General features: G+C 73.1%; 24 protein-coding genes. 16 read left to right on the forward strand and 8 right to left on the reverse strand.

Annotated elements, in window-relative coordinates; genetic code table 11:
* Window positions 1-171: 171 nt before the first annotated feature.
* A complete protein-coding gene (locus tag H5397_RS13290; RefSeq protein WP_182818017.1) occupies window positions 172-810 on the reverse strand; it encodes an alpha/beta fold hydrolase in 639 nt (212 codons plus the stop codon).
* Window positions 811-847: 37 nt separating this feature from the next.
* Between H5397_RS13290 and H5397_RS13295 the strand changes: the two genes are divergently transcribed.
* On the forward strand, window positions 848-1273 hold the full coding sequence (locus tag H5397_RS13295; protein WP_309224374.1) for a GtrA family protein: 426 nt from the start codon (window positions 848-850) through the stop codon (window positions 1271-1273).
* A gap of 69 nt (window positions 1274-1342) precedes the next feature.
* On the opposite strand, the gene H5397_RS13300 is transcribed toward H5397_RS13295, so the two are convergent.
* Window positions 1343-2056: a Type 1 glutamine amidotransferase-like domain-containing protein gene (locus H5397_RS13300; RefSeq protein WP_182818019.1), complete on the reverse strand. Its 714-nt coding sequence runs from the start codon at window positions 2054-2056 to the stop codon at window positions 1343-1345.
* A 56-nt stretch (window positions 2057-2112) separates the two neighbouring features.
* Between H5397_RS13300 and H5397_RS13305 the strand changes: the two genes are divergently transcribed.
* From H5397_RS13305 to H5397_RS13315, 3 genes are all read left to right on the forward strand, one after another.
* The gene (locus H5397_RS13305; protein ID WP_309224375.1) at window positions 2113-3300 is read left to right on the forward strand and encodes a 5-(carboxyamino)imidazole ribonucleotide synthase; all 1188 of its coding nucleotides are present in this window, start codon (window positions 2113-2115) and stop codon (window positions 3298-3300) included.
* A gap of 1 nt (window position 3301) precedes the next feature.
* A complete protein-coding gene (purE, locus tag H5397_RS13310; protein WP_182818021.1) occupies window positions 3302-3811 on the forward strand; it encodes a 5-(carboxyamino)imidazole ribonucleotide mutase in 510 nt (169 codons plus the stop codon).
* A gap of 96 nt (window positions 3812-3907) precedes the next feature.
* Window positions 3908-5443 carry an LCP family protein gene (locus tag H5397_RS13315; protein ID WP_182818022.1) on the forward strand — a complete coding sequence of 512 codons (1536 nt, stop codon included), beginning with the start codon at window positions 3908-3910 and terminating at the stop codon, window positions 5441-5443.
* A 168-nt stretch (window positions 5444-5611) separates the two neighbouring features.
* On the opposite strand, the gene H5397_RS13320 is transcribed toward H5397_RS13315, so the two are convergent.
* Both H5397_RS13320 and H5397_RS13325 read right to left on the reverse strand, forming a co-directional pair.
* Entirely contained in the window at window positions 5612-6454 is an 843-nt protein-coding gene (locus tag H5397_RS13320) for a serine hydrolase (protein ID WP_182818023.1), read from the reverse strand.
* 31 nt (window positions 6455-6485) lie between these two features.
* Complete coding sequence (locus tag H5397_RS13325) at window positions 6486-7172, reverse strand: TIGR03089 family protein (protein WP_182818024.1); 687 nt, start codon at window positions 7170-7172, stop codon at window positions 6486-6488.
* A gap of 35 nt (window positions 7173-7207) precedes the next feature.
* Here H5397_RS13325 and H5397_RS13330 point away from each other — a divergent pair, with 35 nt between their 5' ends.
* The 3 genes from H5397_RS13330 to H5397_RS13340 all read left to right on the forward strand — a co-directional run bounded on the left by H5397_RS13330 (window position 7208) and on the right by H5397_RS13340 (window position 9366).
* The gene (locus H5397_RS13330; RefSeq protein WP_182818025.1) at window positions 7208-8284 is read left to right on the forward strand and encodes a mannose-1-phosphate guanylyltransferase; all 1077 of its coding nucleotides are present in this window, start codon (window positions 7208-7210) and stop codon (window positions 8282-8284) included.
* 11 nt (window positions 8285-8295) lie between these two features.
* Window positions 8296-8988, forward strand: coding sequence for a hypothetical protein (locus tag H5397_RS13335; RefSeq protein ID WP_182818027.1), 693 nt, complete (start codon window positions 8296-8298; stop codon window positions 8986-8988).
* Window positions 8989-9108: 120 nt separating this feature from the next.
* Window positions 9109-9366: a WhiB family transcriptional regulator gene (locus H5397_RS13340; protein ID WP_182818028.1), complete on the forward strand. Its 258-nt coding sequence runs from the start codon at window positions 9109-9111 to the stop codon at window positions 9364-9366.
* 1 nt (window position 9367) lies between these two features.
* Here the strand turns inward: H5397_RS13340 and H5397_RS13345 are convergent, their stop codons facing one another.
* Window positions 9368-9817, reverse strand: coding sequence for a metallopeptidase family protein (locus tag H5397_RS13345; protein ID WP_182818029.1), 450 nt, complete (start codon window positions 9815-9817; stop codon window positions 9368-9370).
* A gap of 69 nt (window positions 9818-9886) precedes the next feature.
* On the opposite strand from H5397_RS13345, the gene H5397_RS13350 reads away from it, so the two are divergent.
* From H5397_RS13350 to ahcY, 7 genes are read left to right on the forward strand one after another with little or no spacing between them, the layout of a single operon-like run.
* Complete coding sequence (locus tag H5397_RS13350; RefSeq protein WP_182818031.1) at window positions 9887-10255, forward strand: DUF3499 family protein; 369 nt, start codon at window positions 9887-9889, stop codon at window positions 10253-10255.
* A 9-nt stretch (window positions 10256-10264) separates the two neighbouring features.
* Window positions 10265-11626 carry a phosphomannomutase/phosphoglucomutase gene (gene manB, locus H5397_RS13355; RefSeq protein WP_182818032.1) on the forward strand — a complete coding sequence of 454 codons (1362 nt, stop codon included), beginning with the start codon at window positions 10265-10267 and terminating at the stop codon, window positions 11624-11626.
* Window positions 11619-11804, forward strand: a complete 186-nt coding sequence (locus tag H5397_RS13360; RefSeq protein WP_182818033.1) for a Trm112 family protein — start codon at window positions 11619-11621, stop codon at window positions 11802-11804. The genes manB and H5397_RS13360 overlap by 8 nt, the downstream gene beginning before the upstream one ends.
* 2 nt (window positions 11805-11806) lie before the next feature.
* Complete coding sequence (locus H5397_RS13365) at window positions 11807-12823, forward strand: SIS domain-containing protein (RefSeq protein WP_182818035.1); 1017 nt, start codon at window positions 11807-11809, stop codon at window positions 12821-12823.
* A gap of 9 nt (window positions 12824-12832) precedes the next feature.
* On the forward strand, window positions 12833-13258 hold the full coding sequence (locus tag H5397_RS13370) for a type II 3-dehydroquinate dehydratase (RefSeq protein WP_182818036.1): 426 nt from the start codon (window positions 12833-12835) through the stop codon (window positions 13256-13258).
* Window positions 13255-14115 (forward strand): 3-methyladenine DNA glycosylase, encoded by an 861-nt coding sequence (locus tag H5397_RS13375; RefSeq protein ID WP_182818038.1) that lies wholly within the window; start codon window positions 13255-13257, stop codon window positions 14113-14115. Before H5397_RS13370 ends, H5397_RS13375 begins: the two co-directional genes overlap by 4 nt.
* A gap of 45 nt (window positions 14116-14160) precedes the next feature.
* Window positions 14161-15579 carry an adenosylhomocysteinase gene (ahcY, locus tag H5397_RS13380; RefSeq protein ID WP_182818039.1) on the forward strand — a complete coding sequence of 473 codons (1419 nt, stop codon included), beginning with the start codon at window positions 14161-14163 and terminating at the stop codon, window positions 15577-15579.
* 15 nt (window positions 15580-15594) lie between these two features.
* Here ahcY and H5397_RS13385 read toward each other — a convergent pair whose 3' ends face one another.
* From H5397_RS13385 to H5397_RS13395, 3 genes are read right to left on the reverse strand one after another with little or no spacing between them, the layout of a single operon-like run.
* On the reverse strand, window positions 15595-16203 hold the full coding sequence (locus H5397_RS13385) for a YgjV family protein (protein ID WP_182818040.1): 609 nt from the start codon (window positions 16201-16203) through the stop codon (window positions 15595-15597).
* On the reverse strand, window positions 16200-16700 hold the full coding sequence (locus H5397_RS13390; RefSeq protein ID WP_182818041.1) for a histidine phosphatase family protein: 501 nt from the start codon (window positions 16698-16700) through the stop codon (window positions 16200-16202). The genes H5397_RS13385 and H5397_RS13390 overlap by 4 nt, the downstream gene beginning before the upstream one ends.
* Window positions 16697-16981 (reverse strand): DUF3039 domain-containing protein, encoded by a 285-nt coding sequence (locus H5397_RS13395; RefSeq protein WP_182818042.1) that lies wholly within the window; start codon window positions 16979-16981, stop codon window positions 16697-16699. The genes H5397_RS13390 and H5397_RS13395 overlap by 4 nt, the downstream gene beginning before the upstream one ends.
* Before the next feature lie 42 nt (window positions 16982-17023).
* Here H5397_RS13395 and H5397_RS13400 point away from each other — a divergent pair, with 42 nt between their 5' ends.
* The gene (locus H5397_RS13400) at window positions 17024-18385 is read left to right on the forward strand and encodes an MFS transporter (RefSeq protein WP_182818043.1); all 1362 of its coding nucleotides are present in this window, start codon (window positions 17024-17026) and stop codon (window positions 18383-18385) included.
* Between the two features lie 120 nt (window positions 18386-18505).
* A complete protein-coding gene (locus H5397_RS13405; protein ID WP_182818044.1) occupies window positions 18506-19000 on the forward strand; it encodes a MarR family winged helix-turn-helix transcriptional regulator in 495 nt (164 codons plus the stop codon).
* The last annotated feature ends 20 nt before the right edge of the window (window positions 19001-19020 follow it).

Consider the following 19020-nt stretch of genomic DNA (forward strand, 5'->3'; position numbering starts at 1 on the left):
AACAGATGCCCTCCACCGTCCGCCGGTGGTCATTCCACGGACGGCCGCCCTTCGCGCCCCCACGCGGCATCAACGGCTCAATCCGCGCCCACATCTCGTCACTGAACTGAGGACTCCTGGTCACAAAGACAACCCTGACCCAAACCACCCAAATCAGTTACGCGACACGCCCTAGGCCTCGTCGGCCAGGAACGGCCAGACGAGGGCGTTGAAGGCGGCCGGGTCCTCGACGTTGGGCTGGTGGCCGACGCCGGGGATGACCTCGAGCCGCGCGCCGGGGATGCCGGCGGCGAGGTCGCGGGCGGCGGTCAGGTTGGCCTTGTCGTCGGCGCCCACGACCACCAGCGTGCGGGCCGTGACCAGCCCCAGGCGCGAGCGGTAGTCGATCGTGGCGGCCTGGTCCAGGGCCTGCAGGAACCGCTTCTTCTCCACGCCCATGGACGCCAGCCGCTTGGCCGGCACCATCGAGAACACCAGCCGCTGCATGCGCATGACCGACCTCGGCGGGTTCACCTGCCCGGCGGCCAGCACGAGGTGGGAGACGGTCTCGGGTGACCGGATGGCGGCGTCGAGCGCCACCATCGCGCCCAGGGAGACGCCGACCAGGGACATCTGCTCGACCCCGTGCTGGTTCAGCAGGGCGAGCACGTCGTCGGCGGCGCCCTCGACGCTGAACTCCTGGGCCCGGCCGGGGCGGAGCCCGCGCAGCCACGGCGCCACGGCCTTGAAGCCGGCGGGCATCGCGGTGACCTGGTCCTGCCAGGACTGGGGCGTCTGGCCGAGGCCGTGGAGCAGGGCGAGGAGGCGCATGGGGCCAATCTAGTCCGGGCGTGGGAGCATGGCGGGCGTGACGATCCCGCCCGAGCCGCCCGGCGCCGACGCCCGGTTGCCGCTGGGCACGCAGCTGTTCCGGTTCGTCGCGACCGGCGGGGTCTCGGCCGTGGTCGACCTCGGCCTGCTCATGGTCGGCATGGCCCTGGGCCTGGGCCCGACCCTCGCCAAGGCGATCTCGTGGGTGTTCGGGACGCTGACCGCCTACGCCATCAACTCGCGGTGGACGTTCCAGTCCCGCGGCAGCCGCGGCAAGCTCGCCGCCGTCGCGACGCTCTACCTGCTGACGTTCGCGCTGCAGGTCGGCACGTTCGCGGCCCTGTTCCACCCGCTCGAGGCCGCGTGGGGGACCACGGTGGCCCAGGTCGTCGGCTTCGTCGTCGCCCAGGGGCTGGCCACGGCGGTCAACTTCGTCGTCCAGCGGGTCTGGATCTTCGCCTGAACGAAAACCGTGCGGCGCCCCGTACCCACCACGGGTACGGGGCGCCGCACGGAGACGTCTGTCAGGACCTCAGAGGAGCTGCACCGACTGCTGCTCCACCAGGACGCCGGACGCGGTCGGCATCGTGGAAGGCTGCACCGAGAACACGCGCTGGCCGGGGGCCTCGGCGAAGCAACCCACGAGCTTGCCGTCGGCGAAGTGCACCGCGGCGCCGTCGTCGGCGGCGAAGCCACCGGGCAGGTCACCGGACGCCACGGCCTCGGTGTAGACCTGCACGCGGCCGTCCTCGTCACCGAAGTGGCTGCAGAAGCTGCCGTCGAGCAGGCCGAGGCCGCCGCGCCACGCGCGGTAGTCGCCGAACGAGTCAGTGACGCAACCCTCGAACCAGATGTTGCCGCCGGCGCTGGTGCCGGCCAGGACGACGTCGCCGGCCTCGTAGCGCTTCTTGATGGCCTTGTGGACGCCGTGGGCCTTCCACAGCGCGTACATGTTCACCGTGGCGCCGTTGCCGACCAGGATCAGGTCGGCCTCCTGGATGCGCTCGACCGCGTTGGCGGCGTCCTGCCACAGCGTCATCACCATGGGGCGGATGCCCAGCGTGCCGTAGGCCACCAGGAACTTGTTGATGTAATGGGGGTCGTCGGCGGCTGCGGTCGGGATGAAGCAGACCAGGGGCGCCGACTTCCCGGTCAGTTCGACGATGTAACGGTCGAGGGCTGTGGGGGCTCCGAGCTGCGACGTTGCGAACCCGCCACCACCCATCGCGACGATGTGAGCGGTCATGTCGCCATCTTGGCACCGACCCACCTCCGAACGCGAAGCCAGATAACCTTCACCGGGTGACGGACCTGACCATCGGCATCGTGGGCGGCGGGCAACTCGCCCGCATGATGAACGAGGCGGCGACGCCCCTCGGGCTGGGCGTGCGCCTGCTGGCCGAGGCCGAGGGCACCTCGGCCGCCCAGGTCGTGCCGGGCACCGACGTGGGCGACTACGCCGACGCCGCGACGCTGGGCGCGTTCGCCCGGGGCGTCGACGCGGTGACCTTCGACCACGAGCACGTGCCCACCGACCTGCTGCGCGGGCTGCAGGACGCCGGCACCGCCGTCCGCCCGGGCCCCGACGCGCTGGTGTACGCCCAGGACAAGGCGGCCATGCGCGAGCGCCTGACCGGCCTCGACATCCCGGCCCCGGCGTGGCGGGCGACGCGCACGCCCGAGGAGTTCGTCGCGTTCGGCGACGAGATCGGCTGGCCGCTGATCGCCAAGACCTCCCGCGGCGGCTACGACGGCAAGGGCGTGTGGAAGGTCGACGGCCCCGACGGCGCCGCCGAGCCGTTCGCCGCGCTGGGCCGGGCGCTCGGCCCCACCGAGCGGGTCTCGGACGCCGCGGGCTCGGCCCAGGACGCCGGTGTCGTCATCGTGGCCGAGGAGTTCGTCCCCTTCACCCGCGAGATGTCGGTGCTCGTGGTGCGCCGACCCGGCGGGGAGTCGGTGGTCTACCCGGTCAGCGAGACCGTGCAGCGCGACGGCATCTGCCACGAGACCACCACGCCGGCCCCCGGGCTCGACCCGGCCTACGCCGTCGAGATCCAGGCCTTCGCCACGCGCATCGCCGACGAGCTGGGGGTGGTCGGCGTCCTCGCGGTGGAGCTCATGGAGCGCCCCACCGGCGAGGTCGTCGTCAACGAGCTCGCGATGCGCCCCCACAACACCGGCCACTGGACCATCGAGGGCGCGGCCACCAGCCAGTTCGAGAACCACCTGCGGGCCGTCCTCGACCTGCCCCTGGGCTCCACCGACCTGACCGCGCCGGTGGTCGTGATGAGCAACGTCCTCGGCGGGTCCAACCCCGACCTCGTCGGCTCGCTCCCGGTCGTCCTGGCCAACCCCGACGTCCGCGTCCACCTGTACGGGAAGTCGGTCAAGCCCGGCCGCAAGGTCGGGCACGTCACGGTCCGCGGCACCGACGTCGCGGCCACGCAGGAGGCCGCGCGCGCGGCGTCCGCCCACCTGGAAGGAGCCTGACATGCCCAAGCACGCCGCCCCCCAACAGCCCCGGGTCGGGATCGTCATGGGGTCGGACTCCGACTGGCCCACCATGCAGGCCGCCGCCGAGGCGCTGGCCGAGTTCGACGTCCCGTACGAGGCCGACGTCGTCAGCGCCCACCGGATGCCGGAGGACATGGTCCGCTACGGCCGCGACGCCCACTCCCGCGGCCTGGAGGTCATCATCGCCGGGGCCGGCGGCGCCGCCCACCTGCCCGGCATGCTCGCCTCGCTGACCCCGCTGCCGGTGATCGGCGTCCCCGTGCCGCTGAAGTACCTCGACGGCATGGACTCACTGCTCTCGATGGTGCAGATGCCCGCGGGCGTCCCGGTCGCGACGGTCGCCATCGGCAACGCGCGCAACGCCGGGCTGCTGGCCGTGCGGATCCTCGCCGCGGGCGACCCCGAGCTCACCGACCGCCTGCTCGCCTTCCAGGACGAATTGCGCGCGGTCGCGACGGCGAAGGGCGCCAACGTCCGCGGCAGCTGAGCGCCCCGGACACGCCGTCGGGCCTCCCCGCCCCGGCGCGCGACACCCGCAAGACTGGACCAACCGATCCTGCTGTCTTCCCCCAGAGGTGTAGGTATGTCCGACGCGTCCCCGCCGACGGTCCGGGAGCGCAGTGAGCGCGTCGCGTTCCGCCGCGGCGTCTCGCTGCTCGCGTTGACCCTGCTCGTGCCCGGCTCGGCCCAGGTGATCGCCGGCGGACGGGGCGTGGGACGGTTCGCCCTGAGGGTCTGGCTGGTCGTCGTCGCCGCCCTCGTCTCCTTCATCGCGCTCGCCCTCCTGCGCCGCGACTGGGCGCTGGCCGTGTATGCGCACCCGGTCACGCAGTGGGTCGCCTCCGTCGTGGTGGTCGTGCTCGGCGTGGGGTGGGCGCTGCTGTTCCTCGATGCCTGGCGCCTCTCGCGCCCGCGGGGCATGGGACGCCGCGGCTGGGGGATGGCCGCCCTGTCCGGCCTGCTCGCCCTCGGCATCGGCTTCGGGTCGATGCAGGCCTCGGCGCTGTCCCGCAGCCAGGCCGAGCTGTTCGGCTCCGTCTTCGGCGGGGGCGGCAGCGCCGTGGCCCACGACGGCCGCATCAATGTGCTCCTGCTCGGCACCGACGCCGAGCCGGATCGCCCCGGCATCCGCACCGACACGATGATGGTGGCCTCGGTCAGCGCGACCACCGGCCGCACCGTGCTGTTCAGCCTGCCGCGCAACCTGCAGTGGGCGCCGTTCCCGCGCACCTCGCCGCTCTTCCAGCTCTACCCGCGCGGCTACTGGTGCGAGGACCAGAGCTGCCTGCTCAACGCGGTCCACTCCGAGGCCGAGAAGCACCCCGAGCTGTTCACCGGCGTCAAGGACCCCGGCCTCGCCGCCACCCGCGACGTCATCGCCGAGACCCTCGGGCTGAAGATCAACTACTACGCCATGGTCGACATGCGCGGCTTCGAGTCGCTCGTGGACGCCCTCGGCGGTGTCACGCTCGACATCGCCAAGGCCGTCCCGATCGGCGGCGGCTCGTCGAAGGTGGAGGGGTACATCCAGCCCGGCAAGGGCGTCCACCTCGACGGGTTCCAGGCGCTGTGGTTCGCCCGCTCGCGCCACGGGTCGTCGGACTACGAGCGCATGGCCCGCCAGAAGTGCGTGGTGAACGCGCTCGCCAAGCAGGCCACCCCGCTCAACGTCGTCACCCGCTTCACCGAGCTGGCCCGCGCCGGCAGCGCGATGGTGCGCACCGACGTGCCCACGACCCAGCTGGCCCGGCTGGCCGAGCTGGCGGACGCCGGCCGTCGCCTCCCGATCGCCTCGGTCAGCTTCGCGCCGCCGCTCATCGAGCCGGTCAAGCCCGACCTGGGGCTGGTCCGCCAGACCGTGAAGGACACCATCGCCGCGTCCGTGGCCCTCGACAAGGAGGCCCGGGAGCAGGCGCAGGCCGAGCCTGCGGCGTCCGGTGGGGCGGCGTCCGGGGAGGTGGCCGCGCCGGTGCAGAAGGTGGAGCGGCCCGCCGAGCCCGTGTCGGGCGGGGCCGAGGAGGCCAAGCCCGTGGTGGCGAAGACCGCGCCGAAGGCCGACGCGACGTTCAGCGAGGAGCGCCGGACCGAGGACCTCACTGAGATCTGCGGGGTGTCCTGACCCGCCGGCACGTGAGCGCGGGTGTTCTCCCCACGCGTTTGACGTTGTCCGGCTCAGATGCGTCAAGATTCGGCCCGCAGGCTTGACGGTTCCGGGCGGTCCAACGGCAAAGTCGCGCAGCGACACCCCCCGGCCCGTGGGGGCGCCGCGTCGGGCGGGGCCCGGATGCTAGGCCAGCTCGCCCTCGAGGATGTCGAAGAGGTCGGCGCCGATGGCGTCCACGAGGGCGCGGCCCTCGTCGAAGGTCGGCATGCGGCTCATGATCGCGGCCACGTAGCTGCGGCCCTTGCCCTGCACGTAGCCCATCGAGTTGACGCCCCACAGGTTGTCGATGCTCTTGAACTGCACCCAGCCGTTCTTCATGCTCACGTGCACGACGTTGCGCTCGCGGTCGTGGCCGACGCCCCACGTGTGCCCGGGGTTGGTCTTGGACATCAGGTCGAGCAGGTAGAGCTGGTCCTCGACGTGGATGGCGGGGGAGCCCTTCACCAGCAGCTCGGCCAGCTTGCGCTGGTCGTCGGGGGTGGTGTTGGTCCAGGACCAGAACTCGCTGCGGTCGTCGCCGTGCGTGTTGGGCAGGCCCAGCTCGCGCGCCAGCTCGGTGTAGGCGTCGCGCCCGCCCACCTTGGCCCACAGCTCGTCGGCGGGGTCGTTCTCGGAGTCGATGATCGCCCGGGACGCGCGGCCGTAGTCCTCGAAGGACAGCTCCTCACCCGCCTCGCGCGCCTGGACGAGCGCCATCAGCACGATCATCACCTTGGCCATCGACGCCGACTGGCTGACGTAGTCGCCGTGCCAGGCGAATTCGGCCCCGGTGCGGAGGTCCTTGACCGAGACGCCGAGCTGGTCGGTGTTGGCGCCGTAGGCGTCCATGACCTGCTGCAGCTGGTCGCGCACCGAGCCGGTGGGGGACGCCGATGGCGTCACCAGCGGGGCCGGGGCCTTCGAGCACGCCGCCAGTGCGGCGGTCGAGGCGGCGCCCAGCAGCAGGGCGCGGCGCGACACGGTCATCTCGGGTCCTTCCTCGGGGCGGGGCGACCCCTCATGCTACGACCCGCGCCTTCTCGGCGGACGCCGTGCGCGCCGGGTCGCCGTCGGATTCGGTGAACACGACCGAGCCGCCCCCGAGGATCGCGCGGGCCAGCAGCGAGACGGCCTCCCACGCGGTGGTGGGGCGGGCCAGCACGCGGTCGGTGATCGGCTCCAGCGCGGCCACGTCGGCGACGGTGAGCGTGCGCTCGCCGTCGGCCCAGGCGGGGGCGTCGGGCGGCGCGGGGGTGGAGGCCGCGGCGTCCGGTTGGGCGAGCGCCTCGGAGGAGTAGTCGGAGACGCCGTCGGGCAGGTCGGCCAGCGCCCGGCCCCACGGGTCGAGCGAGCACGCGAGCGTCGTGGGGGCGACCGGCCGGGGGTCTATCGGCCCGACGACCGCGACGTCGGCGTCCGGGTCGTCGAGGTGGGCGGGCAGCCCGGCCCGCCACAGCGCGAAGGGCCAGACCAACCCCATCCAGTGCGCCGGGCGGTCGGCCAGGACCGGCAGGGAGACGACGTCGCCGTCGGCCATGCCGAGGTCGTCGAGGAGGTTCACGGTCTTGGCCACCCAGTTGGCGAAGCTGGCCACCGACAGCTCGGTGCGCTCGCCCGCGGGCCCGTAGTGGGTGAGGAGCGGTGCGCCGCCGGCGGTGCGGGTGAGGCGGTCCAGGTGGGCGCTGACCGGGCGGAGTGGGCTCACGGGGCCAGCTTAGGTCGGCCGCTAGCATCGGCGTCATGCGCTACGTCGTGATCATGGCGGGCGGCTCGGGCACGCGCCTGTGGCCCCTGTCCCGCAAGGGCACGCCCAAGCAGCTCCTCAAGCTGATCGGCGGCACCAGCCTGCTCCGGCTGGCGTTCGAGCGCGCGATCCGCGTCGTCCCGCCCGAGCGGGTGCTCGTGGTCACCGGCGCCGCCTACCTGGACGCCGTGGCCGAGGACCTCCCCGAGGTCCCGGCCGCCAACCTGCTCGGCGAGCCCGAGGGACGCGACTCCCTGAACGCCGTCGCGTGGCCGGCCGCCGTCCTGGCCGCCCGCGACCCCGAGGCCGTCGTCGCGCACCTCACCGCCGACCAGCTCATCGAGCCGATGGACGCCTTCGTCACTGCCCTGGAGGAGGCCTTCGCCGTCGCCGAGGCCGACGACCGGGCCCTGGTCACCCTCGGCGTGGTGCCGACCAGCCCGCACACCGGCTACGGCTACCTGCACCGCGGCGAGGCGCTCGACGGGTTCCCCACCGCCTGCGCGGTGCGCGAGTTCCGCGAGAAGCCGGACGCCGACACCGCGGCCGCCTACCTCGCGTCGGGGGAGTACTGGTGGAACGCCGGCATGTTCGTCTGGCGCGCCGCCACCTTCCTGGAGCAGCTGGCCGCCCTCGAGCCCGAGACCCACGCCCGCGTGGCCGAGCTGGCCGCGCACCCCGACCGCCTCGACGCGATCTTCCCGACCCTGCGGAAGACCTCGGTCGACTTCGGGATCATGGAGCCCGTCTCGCAGGGCCGGGCCACCGGCCGCGTGGCCGCCGTCGCGCTGCCCATCGACTGGCGCGACGTCGGCGGGTTCGCCTCGCTGGCCGAGGTGCTGGCCGCCGACGAGCACGGCAACGTCGTCGAGGGCCTCGCCGTGGCGCGCGACGCCGCCGACAACCTCGTCATCAACACCACCGGCGACCACGTCGTGGCCCTGGCGGGGGTGAACGGCATGGTCGTGGTGCACACCCCCGACGCGACGCTGGTCACCACGCTGGCCGGCGCCGAGGCCGTCAAGTCCCTCGTCGCGGCCGTCTCCGACGCCGCCGGACCCGAGTACACCTGAGGAAGGCACCCATGGTCGAGAACCTGTTGAGGCTCCGCGAGCCCGTCGCCTGGATCGTCGTCGGCGTGACCGCCGTCAGCATCGTCCTGGCGGTGGTCCGGTTCGTGCTCGCGCTGGGGACCGGGGCGCCGTTCTCCGCGGCCGCCCAGGACGTCTCCCTCGAGGCCATGAGCCTCACGCTGGTGATGGCCCTGGTGGCGCTGGTCACCGCGTGCGTGTTCGAAGCGCCGGTCCCGGGCGCCCGCCGCCTCGTCGCCGCGGCCGCCACCGTCGTGACCATCGGCACCGTGCTCACCGTGCTCGGCGCGCTGCTGGGCCTGCCCGCCTCCTCGGGGGCGCTCGCGGTCGTGCTCGAGGTGCTGGGCGGCCTGCTCGACGTGGTGCTGAAGATCGTCGGTGCGGTCACCCTGTGGCTGATCCACCGCGGCATGAGCGCCGGGCGGATCCAGGTCGCCCCGGCCGTCGTGGCGGAGGAGGCGCCGGCGATCGCCGAGGCGTCCCAGCCCGCGCCGCCGGCCCCGACGTGGGCCCCGGACGCCGCCAGCGGCAGCGTCTGGACCTCCGCCAGCGACGCCGCCAGCGGTGCGCAGCCGAGCGGCTGGGGCGTCCCCGGGGGCGGCACGGGCTGGCAGCCGGTGACCCGCCCGGCCCTCGACGCGGGGGAGCCCGAGGCGCGTCCGGAGGGCACCGACGGGCAGCCCTGAGCCGGGCCATCGGTGGGATTTGTCGACAGATTTCCCCGATCCGGCTTGACGGATCGCTAATGACAAGGGTGTAATTCCCTTGTCAAGCATCGTCGTCGGCGAGTCGAGGAGGGTCCACGGATGCGCGAGCTCACGGTTGTCGGCCACGTCGACGAGGGCGTCCTGGGGTGGCAGGAGCGTGCCCTGTGCGCCCAGACCGACCCCGAGGCCTTCTTCCCCGAGAAGGGTGGCTCGACGCGTGAGGCCAAGAAGGTCTGCCAGACGTGCGAGGTCCGGGCCGAGTGCCTGGAGTACGCGCTCGGCCACGACGAGCGCTTCGGCATCTGGGGCGGCCTCTCCGAGCGCGAGCGCCGCAAGCTGAAGCGCCGCGCCGTCTGACCTAGTCGTCCCAGTCGTCGTCGGCCCGGTGGCCGTCGGGGTCGATGTCGTCGACCGGGATGCCGGTCGCCTCGCTCAACTGCTCCACGATCGTGCGGAACACCAGGATCCGCAGGCCATGCCGTGTCCGCGCCCGCCGCTCCAGCGGCCGCCGGAACACCACGACCTGGCCGTTCCGGTCGGGCAGCGCCGAGACCGCCGCCGCCAGGGGGACCCGGTCCTGCGTCCAGCCCACGCCGACGTCGGGCACGTCCTCGATCCCGACGTCCATGTTCGCCAGCGCCTGCGGGCAGTGCTCCTGGATCTGCGCGAGCGCGTCGTGGACGCACATCACGAAGAACTGCGCCTTGGTCTGGCGCGACCGCAGGGGCACCGGCGCGCCGGTGTAGGGGTTGGGCCACGCGAGCCGGCCGCGCATCCCGCGGTTGTGCCGGTCCCGGTGCTTGAGCATGGCCGTCACTCTAGCCCGCGCGGGTGTCGCAGCCGGGCGCCGGCCCGGGCGGCCGGTAGCGTGCCTCGGGTGAAGCAGCGGTTGTGTTCGCGCACGGGCTGCGGCCAGATGGCCGTGGCGACCCTGACGTACGCCTACTCCGACCGCGCCGCGGTCGTGGGCCCGCTGGCCCTGCGCCACGAGCCGGGCTCGCACGACCTGTGCCGCGACCACTGCGCCGGCCTGTCGACGCCCCGCGGCTGGGAGCTGATCCGGCTCCCGCTGGAGGAGGGCGGCCCCGTGCACACCGCCGACGACCTGCTCGCGCTGGCCGACGCCGTGCGCGAGGTGGGCCTCACGTGGGACGACCCGCGCCCCGCCGCCCTCGCCGAGCCGGTCCTGACCCGGCGCAAGGGCCACCTCGGCGTCGTGGCCGACCCGGGTGGTACCAGCCGATAGTCTTGCGCGGTGATCACGGCGGGAATCTTCAAGGCCAACGACATCCGCGGCGTCATCGGGGCGCCCGGTGCCGAGTGGGACCTCGACGGCGTCCGTGCCGTGGGTGCCGCCTTCGTCGAGGTCTTCGGGCTGGCCGGTGCCGAGTTCGTCATGGGCCGTGACATGCGCGTCACGGGGGCCGAGGTGGCCGCCGCGTTCGCCGAGGGCGCTCGCGCCCAGGGGGCGTCGGTCGTCGACGCCGGCCTGACCAGCACGGACGAGCTCTGGTTCGCCTCGGGCACGCTCGGCCTGCACGGCGTCCAGTTCACCGCCTCCCACAACCCCGCCGAGTACAACGGCGTGAAGTTCTGCCTGCCCGGCGCCGCGCCGGTCCCCGCCGACGCGCTGGTCGCGATGCGGGACGCGGCCCTGGGTGCCCGGCCCGCCCCGGCGTCCGAGCCCGGCGGGTACCGCACCGTCGACGTGCTCGACGCCTACGTCGCCCACCTGCACCACCTGGTCGACCTGACCGGGCTGCGCCGGCTGAAGGTCGTCGTGGACGCCGGCAACGGCATGGCCGGCCTCACCACGCCCGCCGCCTTGGGCTCGCTCGACCTCGACCTCGTGGGGCTCTACCTCGACCTCGACGGCACGTTCCCGAACCACATGCCGAACCCGCTCATCCCCGAGAACCTCCTCGACGCCCAGGCCGCGGTGCGCGAGCACGGCGCCGACGTCGGCCTGGTCTTCGACGGGGACGCCGACCGCTGCTTCATCATCGACGAGCGCGGCGAGGTCGTCTCGCCCTCGATCGTGACGGCGATGATCGCCACGCAGGAGCTCGCCCGCGAGCCCGGCGGCACGATCGTGGTCAACAAGATCACCTCGCGGTCCGTGGCCGAGGCAGTGGACGCCGCGGGCGGCCGCCTCGTCGTCAGCCGGGTCGGGCACACCAGCGTCAAGGCGCACATGGCCGAGCACGACGCGGTCTTCGGCGGGGAGCACTCGGCGCACTACTACTTCCGCGACTTCTGGGGCGCCGACACCGGCATGCTCGCCGGCCTGCACGTGCTGGCCATGCTCGGCCGTGGCGAGGCGTCGATGTCCGAGCTGGCCGCCCGCTACGCCGGGTGGGAGCCCTCCGGCGAGATCAACTCGACGGTGCCCGCCGTGGCGCCGGTGCTCGACCGCGTGCGCGCCGCGTTCGCCGGGCGTGGCACGATCGATGAGGAGGACGGCACCACGATCTCCACCGACGACTGGTGGGTCAACGTGCGGCCGTCCAACACCGAGCCGCTGCTGCGGCTCAACGTCGAGGCGCGCGACGCGGCCACCATGGCCGCCCTGCGCGACGAGGCGCTGGCTGTCATCCGAGGAGGAAACGATGAGTGACCTGGTTCCCGGCGTCCTGGAGCTGCTGGTCTGCCCGGCCTGCCACGGCCAGCTGACCTGGGCCTACGAGGTGTCCGAGCTGGTGTGCACGTCCCCTGTGTGCGGGCTGGCCTACCCGGTGCGGGGCGGCATCCCGATCCTGGTGGTCGACGAGGCACGCGCGCCCGAGGCGAAGTGACCATGGCGTCGGAGTTCGACGAGTCCCGGCTCGACGACCCGGCGATCCTCGCCGAGTCCGACCACCTGCTGCGCCCGCTGGCCGAGGCCGGGGCGCGCCTGCGTCGCGAGTCGGCCGCCGCCGAGGCGGCCATCGCGTCGCTCGCCGGCGAGCAGCGGCCCCGCGCCGTCATCGCGGTCGGGCCCGAGGCCCGCCTGCTGCGCGCGGTGCTCGAGCCCGTCTGCCCGGTGCCCTTCGTGGCGTGGCCCAACCTGGGCCTGCCCGGCTGGGTCGGCCCGCTCGACCTCGTCGTCGTGCTCGGCGGCGGCCAGGCCGCCGCGACCTGCGCCCACGAGGCCCTGCGCCGCGGCTCGCGCCTGCTGGTGACCGCGCCCGAGGACTCCTCGCTGGCGCGCCAGGCCGAGTCCCGCGCCACCACGCTGCTGCCGGTCTCGACCGCCGACCCGATGCCCGCCGCGATCGTCGCGCTGGCCGCGCTGCACGAGATGGGGCTGGGCGCCCCGATCTCGCCCGCCGCCGTGGCCGACGCGCTGGACGCCGTGGCCCTGGAGTCCGCCCACGGCGTCGACATCGCCGCCAACCCCGCGAAGATGGTCGCCCTCGAGCTGGCCGACAGCCAGCCGGTGGTCTGGGGCGGGTCCGTGCTCGCCGCCCGGGCGTCCCGCCGGGTCGCCGAGGCCGTACGCACGGCGTCCGGTCGGGTGGCCCTGGCCGCCGACGCGACCGAGCTGCTGCCGATCCTGGCCGCCGTCGCCCCGCGCGACCCGTTCGCCGACCCGTTCGAGGCGTCCGAGGACGCGCGCCCCACGCTCGTGGTGGTCGACGACGGCCTGGGCGACCCCGAGCACGCCGAGCAGCGCCGCGCGCTGGAGGAGAACGCCCGGGTGATGGACGTGCGGGTCACCGAGCTCGCCCACACCGAGGGATCCACGATGGAGCGGTACGCGACCGTGCTGGCCAAGGGCCTGTTCGCCGCGGCCTACCTGCAGGTCGGCCTCGGCCGCGAGTACCGCCGCTAGGAGGATGGCATGAAGGTCCTGGTGTTGAACGGGGTCAACCTCGGCCGGCTGGGCACGCGCCAGCCCGAGGTCTACGGGGCGACCACCCACGCCGAGCTCGCCGAGCACCTGGTCGGGACCGGCCGCGGGCTCGGCCTCGACGTCGAGGTGCGCCAGACCGACAGCGAGGCCGAGATGGTCGGCTGGCTGCACGAGGCCGCCTCGACCGGGGCCGCGGTGGTCATCAACCCAGCCGCGTGGTCCCACTACTCCTACGCGATCGCCGACGCCGTCGTGCAGGTCGAGACGGTGGTGGAGGTGCACATCTCGAACGTGCACGCGCGCGAGGAGTGGCGTCACCAGCTCGTCATCTCGCCCTACGTGGTGGGCACGATCATGGGCCTGGGGCTCGGCGGCTACGACCTGGCGCTGGCCCACCTCGCCTCGCGGCAGTGATCCTCGCCGAGTCGCAGTGGCGCCCGCTCGCGGACGCCCACGCCGCGGCCGTCGACGAGCTCGCGGCCGCGCACCTGGAGCGCCGCCGCCGCGGCGAGAAGCACCCGGTCGAGGACTTCCTGTGGACTTACTACTCCCACCGCCCCGGGCAGCTGCGCCGCTGGTATCCCGGCCCGGGCGTCCGGCTGGAGGGGGCGTCCGAGCGGCTGGCCTGGCGGTACCACCGCGAGGTCGACGGCCTGGTCGAGGTCGACATGGCCGCCTACCTGGCCGACCGGGGTGACACGGTCGCGTTCGTCCGCCGCCTCCTGGCCGCGACCCGCGAGCGCCCGGCCCAGTGGTCGTGCTTCGGGCTGCACGAGTGGGCGATGGTCTACCGCACCGACTCGACCCGGCACGCGTGGCCGCTGCGCCTGGGCGCGGACGGCACCGACGCGGTGGTCGAGGCCCACCAGCTGCGGTGCACGCACTTCGACGCGTTCCGCTTCTTCACCCCGGACGCCGTGGGCCGCAACCTGCACGCCCCCACCCGCGAGCGGCAGGTCGAGTTGGAGCAGCCCGGCTGCCTGCACGCCTCGATGGACACGTACAAGTGGGCCTACAAGCTCGTGCCCGGCGTGCCCTCCGACCTCGTGATGGACGCCCTCGCCCTGGCCCGCGACGCCCGCGAGCTGGACATGCGTGCCGCGCCCTACGACCTGGCCGCGCTCGGCGTGGAGCCGATCCGGATCGAGACACCCGAGGGCAAGGCGGCCTACGTCGCCGAGCAGCGCCGGGTCGCCGACCGCGGGGACGCCCTGCGCGCCCGCCTCGTCGCCGCCTGCGACGCCCTGCTCGGCGCCGGGGTCGCCGCGTAGCACCCGGGCGTCCGGCCCGCCGCCGGGACGGTAGGGTTGCCCCTCGTGGACTACAAGGTTGCTGACCTGAACCTGGCCGACTTCGGCCGCAAGGAGATCACCCTCGCCGAGCACGAGATGCCCGGCCTGATGGCGATGCGCGAGCGCTACGGGGCGTCCAAGCCCCTGGCCGGCGCCCGGATCGCCGGGAGCCTGCACATGACCGTGCAGACGGCGGTGCTGATCGAGACGCTCGTTGGGCTGGGCGCCGAGGTGCGCTGGGCGTCCTGCAACATCTTCTCCACCCAGGACCACGCCGCCGCCGCGATCGTCGTCGGCCGCGACGGCACGCCGGAGGACCCCAAGGGCGTCCCGGTGTTCGCCTGGAAGGGCGAGACGCTGCCGGAGTACTGGTGGTGCACCGAGCAGATCCTGTCCTGGCCCGGCGGCCAGCACCCGAACATGATCCTCGACGACGGCGGCGACGCGACCCTGTACGTCCACAAGGGCGTCGAGTACACCAAGGCCGGCGCGGTGCCCGAGCCTGCGGCGTCCGACTCGGCTGAGTGGAAGGTGATCCTGCAGACGCTGCGGAACTCCTCGCTCAACTTCGTGGAGCTGGCCAACAGCATCCGCGGGGTGACGGAGGAGACCACCACCGGCGTCCACCGCCTCTACGAGATGGCGAACGCCCAGGCGCTGCTGTTCCCGGCGATCAACGTCAACGACTCGGTGACGAAGTCCAAGTTCGACAACAAGTACGGCTGCCGGCACTCGCTCATCGACGGCATCAACCGCGCCACCGACGTGCTCATCGGCGGCAAGGTCGCGGTCGTGTGCGGCTACGGCGACGTCGGCAAGGGCTGCGCCGAGAGCCTCGCGGGGCAGGGCGCACGCGTCATCGTCACCGAGATCGACCCCATCTGCGCGTTGCAGGCGTCCATGGACGGCTACCAGGTCGCGACGCTGGACGACGTGGTGGGCATCGCCGACATCGTCGTCACGGCCACCGGCAACCGCGACGTCGTCACCGCCGACCAGATGGCGCAGATGAAGCACAACGCGATCGTGGGCAACATCGGCCACTTCGACAACGAGATCGACATGGCCGGCCTCGAGGCGACCCCCGGCATCGAGCGGCAGAACATCAAGCCGCAGGTGGACCGCTGGATCTTCCCCGACGGGCACGGCGTGATCGTCCTGTCCGAGGGGCGCCTGCTGAACCTCGGCAACGCGACCGGCCACCCCAGCTTCGTGATGAGCAACAGCTTCACCAACCAGGTGCTGGCCCAGGTCGAGCTGTTCACCAAGCCCGAGGAGTACCCGACCGGCGTGCACGTGCTGCCCAAGCACCTGGACGAGGAGGTCGCCCGGCTGCACCTCGACGCGCTCGGGGTGAAGCTGACCACCCTGACCGACGCGCAGGCCGACTATCTGGGCATCCCGGTGCAGGGCCCGTACAAGGCGGAGAACTACCGGTACTGAGCCCTTCGCCGGCGGTCAGGAGAGGTCGAGCACGTACGCGTTGCCCTCAGGCCGGAAGCCGACCAGCTCGAGGTAGTTGCGGTGCACCGCCGTGTGCGCGTGCGCGACCAGGCGGGTGAACCCCGCCTCGGTGAAGGTCGAGCGACCCTGCCCGAACAGCCACTTCGCGCCGAGGCTGTCGCGGTAGGCCGGCGTCACGTAGTCGAGCTTGACCAGCAGCTCCTTGCCCGCGGGCTCGCCCACCAGCACGCCGGTGGGGAGGCCGTCGCGGTTCACCAGGCGGATGAAGGTGTCCTCGTCCGCCGGGTGGTAGGCCGGCTGGCTGGTGGCGATGTCGTCGGCGTGGGCGCCGAGGAAGTCGGCCAGGAACGGTGACTCGGGGCGCATCGGGACCGCCGTGAACGTGGACGAGGTGCCCAGCTCCTTGCGCAGGCGGACGATGTTGGCCACCGCGACCACCGCGTTGGTGAGCGCGACCGGCCAGGCGCCGATGAGCACGGCGTAGACGACGAAGATGATCGAGCCGACCAGGGAGACCCACCGGAGCTTGACCAGCGACTTCATCATGAAGGACGCCGCGATCAGCGCCGATGCGACGTACCCGACAACCTCCACCCAGTTCATCCGCGCGGCACCTCGAAGGCCTCGAGGGTGCAGGCACCGGGGGCGAGGGCGTCCCAGTCGCCGCGGGTGGTGAGCACCGCGATCGCCGAGGTCGGGAACTTCACGGCCACCTCGTCGCCGAGCCGCGAGGGGGCGGCCAGCGTGCCGATCACGTCGCTCAGCGTGGGCTCGTGGCCGATGATCGCCACGGTGCGCGCGGCTGCGGGGAGGGCCTTGAGGATGTCGACGACCTCGGGCGTCCACGCGTGGTAGAGCGCGTCGGTGGTGCGCAGGTCGTCACACGCCAGGCCGCCCATCTCGAGGCACTGCCAGGTCTGCTGCGCGCGGGTGGCGGGGGAGACCAGGACGACGTCGACGCCGAGCGGCGCCAGCTGCTGGCCGGCCACGACCGCGTCACGCGTGCCGCGCGGGGACAGCGGGCGGTCGATGTCGGGGTCGTTGGTCTTCCACGAGCTCTTGCCGTGGCGGACGACGACGATCGTCCGGGGCCGGGTCATGACTCCTGACCGCCGTCGCCCTCGCCACCGCCCTCGCCGCCGCGGAAGGTCTCCCAGATCTCCTTGCACTCGGGGCAGACCGGGAACCGGTCGGGGTTGCGGCTGGGCACCCAGACCTTGCCGCACAGGGCGACGACCGGCGTCCCCATGACCATCGCCTCGGTGAGCTTGTTCTTCGGCACGTAGTGGCTGAAGCGCTCGTGGTCGCCCTCGTCGAGCCGGAACTCGGTGCGCTCGTCGACGACCGTCTGCGAGCCGGGTGCGGGTGTCAGCTGGGTCATGCGTTTCATCCTAGGCGCGAATGGGTGGTGGAATGGGGGATCGTGTCCGCCCCATCCTCGCGCCGCGCCCTGACCGTCGGCCTGTTGACCTGCGTCACGGCCGTCGCCTTCGAGGGCATGGCCGTGGTCACCGCCATGCCCGCCGCGGCCGCGGACCTGGGCGACCTCCACCTCTACGCGTGGGCGTTCACGGCGGTGATGATCGCGCAGCTGGTGGCGATCGTGGTGGCCGGGCGTGTCACGGACGCCGTGGGCCCGGTCCGCCCGCTGCTCGTCGGGCTGGTCGTGTTCGCCGTCGGGGTCGTGGTGGCGGCGCTCGCCCCCTCGATGCTGGTGCTGCTGGTCGGTCGGTTCGTCCAGGGCCTGGGCGGCGGGGCCGTCGCGCTGACGCTGATGGTGGTCACCGCCGTGGCCTACGACCCCGCCGAGCGTGCGCGGGTCATGACCTGGTACTCCGCCTGCTGGATGCTGCCCTCCTTCGTGGGGCCGGCCGTCGCGGCGTGGCTGAGCGAGACCTTCTCGTGGCACTGGGTGTTCTGGGCGGTGCTGCCGTTCGTGGCGCTCGGTCTGGCCCTGATGGCGCCCGGGCTGGCGCACCTCGCGGCGCGCGAACCGGACGCCGATGCCGGCGAGGCCGACCCCGTGCCCGTCCACGCCGCCGTGGCCGTCGCGGCCGGCATCGCGCTGCTCCAGGTGGCCGGGCAGCGGCTCGAGCCGTTGTCGCTGCTGTGGCTGGTCGTCGGCCTGGTCCTGCTGGGGATGTGGTTCCGGAGGCTGATGCCCCGCGGGTTCGCACCCGCGGCGTTCGGCCTGCCGTCGGTGGTCAACACCCGCCTGCTCGTCTCGGGGACGTTCTTCGGCACCCAGGCCTTCCTGCCCCTCATGCTCACCACCCGCGGGGTGCCGCTGCAGCTGGCCGGCGTGGTCATCACGCTCGGCTCGGTGGGCTGGATGGGCGGGTCCTGGCTGCAGGCGCGCCCGTGGCTGCGGCTCTCCCGCGACCGGATCATCGTCGCCGGCGCCACCAGCGTGGCGGCCGGGACGGCGCTGCTCGCGGTGGCGGGCTGGTGGGGCGGGTCCTCGCTGGTGCTGCCGCTGGCCGCCAGCCTGCTCGCCGGGGTGGGCATGGGGCTGCAGAGCTCGTCCACGGCGCTGGCCACGATGCAGCTCTCGCCGGCCGCCGAGATCGGCCGCAACACCAGCTCGCTGCAGGTGGGGGAGACGACCGGCAACGCGCTGCTGACCGGCGCGGCGGGGACGATCTTCGCCGCGCTGGCCGCCTCGGCCCCCGACGCGGTCACGTTCGGCTGGGTGATGACGGCGCTCGTGGTACCCGCCCTGCTCGGCCTCCTGGCCGCGCGGTCGATCGGATACGTGGCGAACCACTCGCTGGCGTCGGCCTGAGCACTTGGGCACGGCCCGGTCACGATTTGTGCAACACCTTCGTACAAAGCATCTCGGTGGCTAGAATCTCGACACCAAGCTTCTCGCTGCCGAGAGCTGGGTAGCCAGGAGGTACGCAAGATGGACGAGGTGGACAGGATCCTGCAGGCGTGGGCCCGTGAGACGCCCGACCTCGACGTGTCCCCGTTGCGCGTCCTCTCGCGGGTGAGCCGCTTGGCACGCCATCTCGACTTCGAGCGTCGCGACGCCTTCGCCATCCACAGCCTCGACACCTGGGAGTTCGACGTCCTCGCCGCGCTGCGCCGCGAGGGCCCGCCCTACGAGCTGTCGCCCGGCCAGCTGATCCAGCAGACCCTGTCGACCTCCGGCACCATGACCAACCGCATCGACCGCCTCGCCGCGCGCGGCCTGGTCGAGCGCCTCCCCGATCCGCGCGACCGTCGTGGGGTGCGCGTCCGGCTGCTCACGCCCGGCCGCGAGCTCGTCGAGGCGGCCCTGGCCGACCTGCTCGAGCGCGAGCAGCACATCCTCGACGGCCTGTCGATGGGGGAGCGCGAGCAGATCGCCGCGCTGCTGCGCCGCCTCGTCCAGCCGTTCGAGGCCGACCCCGCCTGAAGTTTCGGTCGGGAGGCCCC

It is taken from the genome of Propioniciclava sp. MC1683 (assembly GCF_014164675.1).
Taxonomy (GTDB): domain Bacteria; phylum Actinomycetota; class Actinomycetes; order Propionibacteriales; family Propionibacteriaceae; genus Propioniciclava.